Genomic DNA, 8,129 nt, shown 5'->3' on the forward strand with positions numbered 1-8,129 from the left:
GTCCCCGTCCGTGCCGTCGGCGTCGCGCTTGCGGCGACCGAGCAGGATCCCCGCGGCGGTGCCGAGGACGCCGACCACGATCCCGGCGATGCCCAGGACGCGGGCGGTGGAGTCGCTGCCGCTCGCCTTCGCGGCTGCGGCCGGCTGCGGGGCGGCCGCGGGCTTGCCACCGGCGGCCGTGCTCGGTGCGGCGCTGCCCGGCGCGGGCGTGGAGTCGCCTCCGGTGGGCGGGTGAGCGTGAGCACCGGGGCGGGGTGCTCGGGCGCGGGCTGACCGGGCTTGGTCTGGTCGATCCAGCGGACGATGCTGCCGTCGCTGTAGGTCTGCAGCGCCTTGAACACGACCTGGTCGGCGCCGTCGGGCAGGGCGCCGAAGTCGACCGTGAAGTCCTGGTAGTGGCCGGGGGTGATCTGGCCGCCGGTCCAGACGATCTGCGAGACCACGTCGGTGATGTCGCCGTCGTCGGTGTGGATCGGGGTGGCCAGCTTGGTGGTCTGGATCTGGTCGGTCCAGCCCGGGACGGCGGCGACCAGTGCGGAGGGGATCGGGTGGTCGGTCGGGAAGTCGATCTCGACCTTGGTGGTGTTCGCGTTGTCCTGTTCGTTGGGCACCCGGAACGCGAAGGTCTGGTCGGTGGCGTTGGCCGCGACGCTGGAGGGCTGCACGGTGACGTGCGCGGCGGCCGGCAGCGCGGTGGCGAGCACGGCCGCCCCCGCCAGGGCGGTGGCAGCGGCGAGCTTCGACGTGGTGGTCATGTCGTGGGTTCTCCGTCGGGGAGGGCACTCGCAACCCGGGCGCGGGCAGCACGGAGCAGCGCCGGGCCCGGTGCCGGGGTCGGGGTGCGGGGGTCTGGGGGCGGGGTGTGCCGGGGCCCTGTGACGGGGTGTCAGAGGGCCGGGGCCGGCAGCGCCGGCGGCCCGCGCCGCACCACCAGGTGCCGCAGCAGCACACCCGCCGGCCGGGGCCGGTCGGTGCCGCCGCACACCGGGAGCGCCCGCACCGGCGACGCGCCCAACCAGCCGAGCAGCGCCGCCAGCAGCGCCCGCAGCGGGGCGGAGCACCGCCGGACCGCTGCCGCCGCGGCCCGGACGCTGATCCGGGTCAGCCGCCACACCGCCGCCTCGCCGCGGCTGAGCCACCACCCGGCCAGAGCCGTGGCGACCAGGTGCCCGCAGATCATCGTGGGCGTCGCGCCGAGCAGCAGGTGGCACCAGCCGACCGGGTGCGCGGTGTCGACGGCGGACATGCCGGGCATGGCGACCGCGCCGGGCATGCCGGGCATGGCGACCGCGCCGGGCATGCCGGGCATGGCGACCGCGCCGGGCATGCCGGGCATGGCGACCGCGCCGGGCATGCCGGGCATGACAGGCATGGCAGACATGGCCGGCATGGCGGGCATCGCTCCGGTCGGCGCGGCGTCCTGCACGGCCTGCGCGAGCTGGAACACCAGGTGCAGCCCGACCTGGCCGAGCGCGAGACCGGACGCGATGGCGCCGAAGCCGCGCCGACGCCTGCCCCCGTGGATCGCGGCGGCCAGCGCCATCAGCCAGCCGAAGGCGAGCGCCCCGATCGGGACCGGGTGCTGCGCGGCGACCGCGTGTCCGCCGGCGGCCAGCATCACGCAGACCGTCGCGAAGGGCAGTGCCCGCAGTACGCGAAGGTCGAGCGCGGCGGCCCGGGCCGGGATCGGCGGGGCCTGGACGGCTGGTACGGACATGGCCCGGACATCATGACACCCGCGGGCGGCGCCGGGAACGGGGTTCCCCGCATCGGGCCCGGCCCGGCCGCACGGCCCCGGTAGCGGTCCGGCCCGGTCGGCCGTCCGCCCGCGCGTCCGCGTGGCTGCTTCGCCGACGAACTCGCTCGTGGTCCGGGCAGGCGGCGGTCGAACGGGGGAACGGCAGCATTGTTCCCGGGGGCTGCTTCGCGACCGGGCCACCCTGCTGGGCCCGGCTCCCCGGGCCGAGGCCCGCTTGCCGGCTGCCGGCGGGCAGCCGGCTCGCTCTCGCCGGGCGGCCGGCGAGCGGGCAGCCTGCCGGGCGGGCGCAGGCCGCGGGTCGGTGACAGCATTGGATCATGGCCGGCTGGTACGCGCGCGAGATCCTGGACCCGGGCAAGCAACCGCTGCTGGTGATGCTGGTGGCGTTCATCGTGACGTTCCTCTTCATCCGCCTCAGCGTGCGGATGATCCGGGCCGGGGTCTCCTGGTGGCCCAAGAACGTGGAGAGCGGGGGACTGCACATCCACCACGTGGTGTTCGGCACCGTGTTCGCCGTCATCGCGGGGATCGGGCTGGCCTCGGCGACGGGTGGGCACCGGCCGTGGGCGGAGATCTTCGCGGGGCTGTTCGGGGTGGGGATCGCACTGATCCTGGACGAGTTCGCACTCATCCTGCGGCTGGAGGACGTGTACTGGTCGCAGGCCGGGCGGCTGTCGGTGGACGCGGTGGTGCTCGGGGCCGCCGCGATGGGGCTGCTGGTGCTGGGCGCCGCCCCGTTCGGGGTCACCGACTCCTCGTCGGACGGCGAGCCGGTGTCGGGCTGGGAGTACCTGGTGGTGGTGCTGGTCAACGGGGGCTTCGCCCTGGTGGCGTTGGCCAAGGGCAAGGTGTTCACCGGGCTGCTGGGCATGCTGGTGCCGGTGTTCGCGCTGGTCGGCGCCCTGCGGCTGGCCCGCCCCGGATCGCCGTGGGCGCACCGGCGCTACCCCGCCGGGAGCACGAAGGCCCGGCGGGCGCAGCTGCGCGAGGAGCGGCGCGGCTGGGTGCAACGGCTGCGGGTGAGGGTGTACGACGCCATCGCGGGCCGACCGTCGGAGCCGTGAGTGGTGAGCCGACGCCGGGCGCGGTGAGCCGTGAACCCTGGCGAGTGCCGCCCGAGCCGCCAAATGGTTCGATGGCGAACTCTTCTGGGTCAGCACGGGCGGCCGGGGTGCTGACCCGCCGTCTAGCGTGGCCGTCAGGGGGGAACCACCGACTCCCTTGGAGGTGAGCCGTGCGTCCCCAGGTGACACGGCGTCAATCCGGTCCACGCCCGGACGGCGGCCCGGCCGGGCGCGGATTCCTGCGGCCGGCGGACCTGCTTGCGCTGGCCACGGCGGTCATACTGGTGTGCACCGCGGTCGGGACCGCCACGGCTCAGGCGCCGAACGGCCCTGCCGCCGCGCCCGCCCGGGCCGCCAGTTCCACGGGGTCCACCAGCTCCCCGGCGAGGCTGTCCGACGGCACCGCCGTCGACTCGGCCGCCGCTGCGAGCCGGGTGCGGGACTACTGGACGCCCGAGCGGATGAAGGACGCGATCCCGCTCGACGTCCCGGAGCCCGCCACGCCGCCGCCGAGCAGTACCGGCACCGCCGGCACGCCGACCGACGCCCCCGTGATCGGCGCACCCGGCAGGACCCCGCCGGCCGCACCCACCGTGACGGGCCGGGACGGTTCGCGGGACCAGCGGGACCAGCGGGACCCGCGGGTCACCGAGTCCGCCGTGGTCGGGAAGGTGTTCTTCACCGATCCGACCGACGGCCAGGACCACGTGTGCACCGGCAGCGCCCTCAACAGCCCGTCCAAGCAGCTGGTGATCACGGCCGGCTCCTGCGTCCACGGCGGCCAGGGCAGGACGTGGATGACCAACTGGGTCTACGCGCCCCAGTACCGGTCCGGCTCCTACCCGTTCGGCACCTTCGCCGCCAAGGACTTCCGCACCTTCATCGCCTGGACCGACAGCAGCGCCCCCGGCCGCGACGTCGGCGTGGTGACCACCTGGCCGCAGGACGGGACCCGCCTGGTGGACGCGACCGGCGGTCAGGGCTTCGCCTGGGACTTCCATCAGAACGTGCAGGTCATGGTCCTCACCTACTCGCTCGACCGCAGCAACGGCGAGATCCAGCAGTGGTGCAGCACCACCACCACACAGGGCTTCTTCCCCTCGACCATCGGGATCTACTGCAAACTCGGGTCCAGGGCGCCGGGCGGTCCCTGGCTGCAGCAGTTCGACGACCCCACGGGCCTCGGCTACGTCAACGGACTGCTGACCGCCATCGACTGCAGCGGCTTCAACCAGAGCCCGTACTTCGACGACGCGGTGAAGTCGATGGTCGACGCCCAGGGCAGCGCCACCTGACCCTCCGTCGGCCCCGGCCTGCTCGGGCTGCCCGACGCGCTTGCGCGCCGGGCAGCCCGAGGAGCCGCCGGCCGACCCCGCCTACCGCCCGGGGTGGGCCCGACGGCCCGGCCTCACCTCAGGTGCCGGGCGAAGAACCCGGCCGCGGCGTCGCCCGCCGACTGCGGGACGCCGGTGTGCCCGCCCATGTTGGCCAGCAGCGACTTCTCCGCGGACCCGAAGGCGTCGAACAGGTCCAGGGCCGCCTGCCGGTCGTTCCCCTCGTCGTCCCACTGCAGCAGCACGTGCAGCGGAATGGTGACCCGGCGGGCCTCCTCGAACATCACGCGGGGGACGAAGCTCCCGGCGAAGAGCCCGGCGGCCACGATGCGCGGCTCGACCAGCGCCAGCCGGATGCCGATGGAGATCACCCCGCCCGAGTACCCGACCGGGCCGCCGATCTCGGGCAGCGACAGTACCGCGTCCAACGCGGCCTGCCACTCCGGGACCGCCTTGTCGACCAGCGGGAGGACGAGGGCGTCGACGAGCTCGTCGCCGACCGGCTCGCCGGCCGCCATCACCCGGCGCAGCTCGGCGCGGGCTTCGTCCGCCGCGGCCCAACGGGGCCGGGCACCGCTCCCGGGGAGCTCGATGGTGGCTGCGGCGAACCCGTCCGCCGCAGCCTGCTGGGCCCGCGCCACCAGCCGCGGGTACATCGTGTCCAGCCCGAGCGGCGGCAGGCCGAGCAGGATCAGCGGCACCGGTGCCGAGGGGGAGGCGGATCCGGGCGTCCAGAGGATGCCGGGGATCTCGCCGAGGGTGAACCTGCGCTCGAGGACGCCGTCGTCGTCGCGCTGCTCAGAAATGATGTGCATGGTCGTGCCTTTCGGGAGTGCGCATGAACGGCGCTCCCGGACGACGACCTATCGCCCGACCGTGACCCCGGAGGGGAGCACCCATGTCTGTACTGCGTTCACGGGTACCACCTCCTCGTTCTGCTTCACGGTCTCGGGCTGGAGGTTAGCAGCTGTCGCCGGGGCCCGCCAAAAGGTTTGGCGGGCCCCGAGGACGCGTGGCCGGTGCCGCCCGGCCCGAGCCGGCGCCGACCGGTGCCGTCAGCCCTGCGCAGGCGTGAGCCGGGTCAGTTCTTCCTTCAACGTCGCACTCTGTTCGGCGCTCAGGGCGGTGTAGGCCTGCGCCAGTTCGGTGCGGCACCGGTCGGCCTCGGCCGGCCGGTGCAGCGCCTGGTAGGCCCGCACCAGGATCTCCAGAACCAGCACCACGTCCACCCGGGAGCCGGTCTGCTGGAGGGCCGCGAGGGCCTGCTCGCCGCGCCGGGCGGCGAGCTCCGTCCGCCCGCTCACGAAGAGGATCTCGGCCAGGCTCGTCAGCGACTTGCTCTGCCCGACGACATCGCCCAGCTCCTCCTTGAGCCGCAGCGAGGCCTCCAGGTGCACGACGGCCGCGGTCGGGTCGCCGCTCTTGTGGCACGTGACGCCGAGGTTGTTGAGGACCACCGCGGCCTTCCTGCGGTCGCCCGCCGCCTGGTAGCCGGCCAGGGCGGTCTCCAGTTCGGGGATCGCCGCCCCGTACCGCTCCAGGCTGGTGTAGGCGCACGCGATGTCCACGGTGCAGGCGAGGGCCCCGACGGTGTCGCCGATCTCGGTCCGCAGTGCGTGCGCCTGCTCGAACTCCGGCAGCGCCCGCTGCGGCCGGGCGTTGTAGAGGTGCAGGATGCCCAGGGTCTTGTGCATGCCGGCCCGGGCAGCGCGGTCGCCCAGCGCGGTGGCCGCACGGATGGCGGCCGCGCAGAGGTCCTCCCAGCGCGGGTCGTACTCGCCCCGGACGTACACGCTCGCCCAGAAGGCCTGGACCAGCTGCGGACCGAGCGCGAGGAGCTCGCGATCGGTCGCCGCGCACGCCAGGTGCGCCGCGGCGGTGAGGTTGTGGTCCTCGGCGTCGAACCACGACTGCGCGGCGGCGAAATCCTCGAACGCCGGTCGGGAGACGGCGAGGGGCAGCATGGCGGCGGTCCAGAAGCCGTCCCCGGTCGCCTGCGGCGCGGACGGGGTGAGCAGCCGCGCGGCCCGGTCGGCGCCGTACAGGCTCCACCGCAGCAGGCGGCCGACGCCGTCGTGCCGTTCGGCCGCAGCCGCGGCCGCCGCCTGCTCGGCGGCGTAGACGCGGATCAGGTCGTGGAAGGCGTACCGGTCCGGCCCGGCCGGTTGCAGCAGGTGCGCGGCGAGCAGCGCCCACAGCGCCTCTTCCGTGTCCGACGCCGGCGCGCCGGCCAGCGCCAGTACGGCGGGCAGGCTGATCGTCGGGCCGGGGACCAGGCCGAGCAGCCGGAATAACCGCGCGGAGGAGGGGCTGAGTGCGGCGAAGCCGACGGCGAAGCTGGCGCGCACGGCGCGGTCCTCGACCTGGAGTTCGTCCAGGCGTCTGCTCTCGTCATCCAGCCGGTCGGCGAGGGTACGGACCGTCCACCCGGGTTGGCACGCCAGCCGGCTGCCCGCGATCCGGATGGCCAGCGGCAGTCCGGCACAGATCCGCAGGACCTCCCGGGTGGCGGCGGGTTCCGCGGCGACCGCCTCGGCACCGACGATCCGGGTGAACAGCTCCAGCGCCTCCGCATCCGTCAGGACGTCGACGGCGATGCGGTGCGCGCCGTCCAGCCCGGGCAGTGCGCCCCGACTGGTGATCAGCACCGCACAGCTCCCGGAGCCGGGGAGCAGCGGGCGGACCTGGGCGGCGTCCCGGGCGTTGTCGAGGAGCAGCAGCAGCCGCCGCCCGGACAGCGTGCTGCGGTAGAGGGCCTCGCGCTCCTCCCGGTCCGACGGCACGTCAGCTGCCGCGACGCCCAGCCCGCGCAGGAACCGGCCCATGACCTCGGCCGGGTCGGCGGGCCGGGCGTCGAGTCCGTGCAGATCGGCGTGCAGCTGTCCGTCCGGGAAGTGCCCGAGCGCCCGGTGCGCGACGTGCACCGCGAGCGTGGTCTTCCCCATCCCGCCGGCGCCGTTCAGGGCGGAGAGCACCACCGGTCCGCCGTGCGGGCCCGCCTCGGCGAGCAGGTCCTGGAGCCGCTGGACCAGCGGTCCGCGGCCGGTGAAGTCGGCCAGGTCGGCGGGGAGCTGGCGCGGGGCCGTCGACGCGGTCGCGGCGACCGTGCCGGGTCCGCCGGGCAGCAGGGGCGGCGGCAGGTGCGCGGTCCCGGGCGCGGCGGTCGGGGAACGCCGTTCCTCGCTCGCCGTCCTGAGCCCGCGCCAGGCCCGGCGCCAGGCCTCGACCTCCGGGCCGGAGGCGCCGCAGGCGCGGACCACCGCCAGCACCAGTTCCAGGCGGGGCAGGGTCGAGCGCTGCGGGTCCAGGGCGTAGGCGAGCGTGCTCCGGGCGACGCCGGTGGTGCGCTGCAGGTCCCGCAGGGACGGGTCACCGGCCCAGGCCCGCAACAGGCGCAGTTCGGCGAGCAGCTCCACAGGCGTGGTGGCGGCCTCCGGACGTGCCGGTGGACGGCCCTCGGCTCCCGCGTTGTCCAACGCTGACACCGGTCGTTCCCTTTCCCCCCAGGACACCGCCACAGGTCGTGCGGCGGCCGGGAGAAGGATAGCCGCTGATCGGGCCGCCCGGCAGCGCTGTCCGGGACTGTCCGGGAGTGTCCGGGATCCGTTGTCCGGGCCGGACAGCAGCGGTGAGTATGTCGGCCGTCACACCACGTTGCGGAGAAGACCTGAGCGGAGGGGTCATGCGGGAGGGGAACACGGACCTGTGCCTGCGCTGTGCGGCAGTCGACAGGACGGCCGTCGACCGGACGGCGGTCGAGGGCCTGTCGGGCCGTCGGCCGACCGAGGGGGAGCAGGAGTTGCTGACGCTGTTGGCGCAGGGCCTGACCGACGAAGCCGTGGCCAAGCGGCTGGAGGTCTCGGTGCGGACCGAGCGGCGGATGGTCGCGGCCGTGATGCGGCGGCTGGAAGCGGTCGGACGGTTCCAGGCGGGGGCGGAGGCCGCACGCCGACTGTGGATCTGACGGTGCGC

7 protein-coding genes are annotated in these 8,129 nt (G+C 74.8%); 3 read left to right on the plus strand and 4 right to left on the minus strand.

All coding sequences use genetic code 11. The features are described 5' to 3' along the window. Both ACFW1A_RS35365 and ACFW1A_RS35370 read right to left on the minus strand, forming a co-directional pair. Positions 1-755 (minus strand): DUF1775 domain-containing protein (locus ACFW1A_RS35365; protein WP_380416635.1); only part of this gene is annotated, 755 nt, incomplete at its 3' end. A 131-nt stretch (positions 756-886) separates the two neighbouring features. Beyond that, positions 887-1,717 carry a hypothetical protein gene (locus ACFW1A_RS35370; protein WP_380416637.1) on the minus strand — a complete coding sequence of 277 codons (831 nt, stop codon included), beginning with the start codon at positions 1,715-1,717 and terminating at the stop codon, positions 887-889. 359 nt (positions 1,718-2,076) lie between these two features. Here ACFW1A_RS35370 and ACFW1A_RS35375 point away from each other — a divergent pair, with 359 nt between their 5' ends. Together ACFW1A_RS35375 and ACFW1A_RS35380 are read left to right on the plus strand one after the other, a co-directional pair. Beyond that, positions 2,077-2,823, plus strand: a complete 747-nt coding sequence (locus ACFW1A_RS35375) for a hypothetical protein (protein WP_380416640.1) — start codon at positions 2,077-2,079, stop codon at positions 2,821-2,823. 284 nt (positions 2,824-3,107) lie between these two features. Then, positions 3,108-4,118 (plus strand): trypsin-like serine peptidase, encoded by a 1,011-nt coding sequence (locus tag ACFW1A_RS35380; protein WP_380416644.1) that lies wholly within the window; start codon positions 3,108-3,110, stop codon positions 4,116-4,118. 113 nt (positions 4,119-4,231) lie between these two features. Here the strand turns inward: ACFW1A_RS35380 and ACFW1A_RS35385 are convergent, their stop codons facing one another. Both ACFW1A_RS35385 and ACFW1A_RS35390 read right to left on the minus strand, forming a co-directional pair. Beyond that, positions 4,232-4,972 carry an alpha/beta hydrolase gene (locus ACFW1A_RS35385; protein WP_380416646.1) on the minus strand — a complete coding sequence of 247 codons (741 nt, stop codon included), beginning with the start codon at positions 4,970-4,972 and terminating at the stop codon, positions 4,232-4,234. A gap of 240 nt (positions 4,973-5,212) precedes the next feature. Beyond that, complete coding sequence (locus tag ACFW1A_RS35390; RefSeq protein ID WP_380416649.1) at positions 5,213-7,642, minus strand: tetratricopeptide repeat protein; 2,430 nt, start codon at positions 7,640-7,642, stop codon at positions 5,213-5,215. A gap of 197 nt (positions 7,643-7,839) precedes the next feature. Between ACFW1A_RS35390 and ACFW1A_RS35395 the strand changes: the two genes are divergently transcribed. Next, the gene (locus tag ACFW1A_RS35395; protein WP_380416651.1) at positions 7,840-8,121 is read left to right on the plus strand and encodes a LuxR C-terminal-related transcriptional regulator; all 282 of its coding nucleotides are present in this window, start codon (positions 7,840-7,842) and stop codon (positions 8,119-8,121) included. Positions 8,122-8,129: the final 8 nt, after the last annotated feature.

This window comes from Kitasatospora sp. NPDC058965 (assembly GCF_042741245.1).
GTDB lineage: Bacteria > Actinomycetota > Actinomycetes > Streptomycetales > Streptomycetaceae > Kitasatospora.

Excerpts from the sequence above, each read along its gene's own strand:
- ACFW1A_RS35385 (WP_380416646.1), bottom strand. The coding sequence starts at position 4,972 with ATGCACATCATTTCTGAGCAGCGCGACGACGACGGCGTCCTCGAGCGC.
- ACFW1A_RS35370 (WP_380416637.1), bottom strand. The coding sequence starts at position 1,717 with ATGTCCGTACCAGCCGTCCAGGCCCCGCCGATCCCGGCCCGGGCCGCC.
- ACFW1A_RS35375 (WP_380416640.1), top strand. The coding sequence starts at position 2,077 with ATGGCCGGCTGGTACGCGCGCGAGATCCTGGACCCGGGCAAGCAACCG.
- ACFW1A_RS35395 (WP_380416651.1), top strand. The coding sequence starts at position 7,840 with ATGCGGGAGGGGAACACGGACCTGTGCCTGCGCTGTGCGGCAGTCGAC.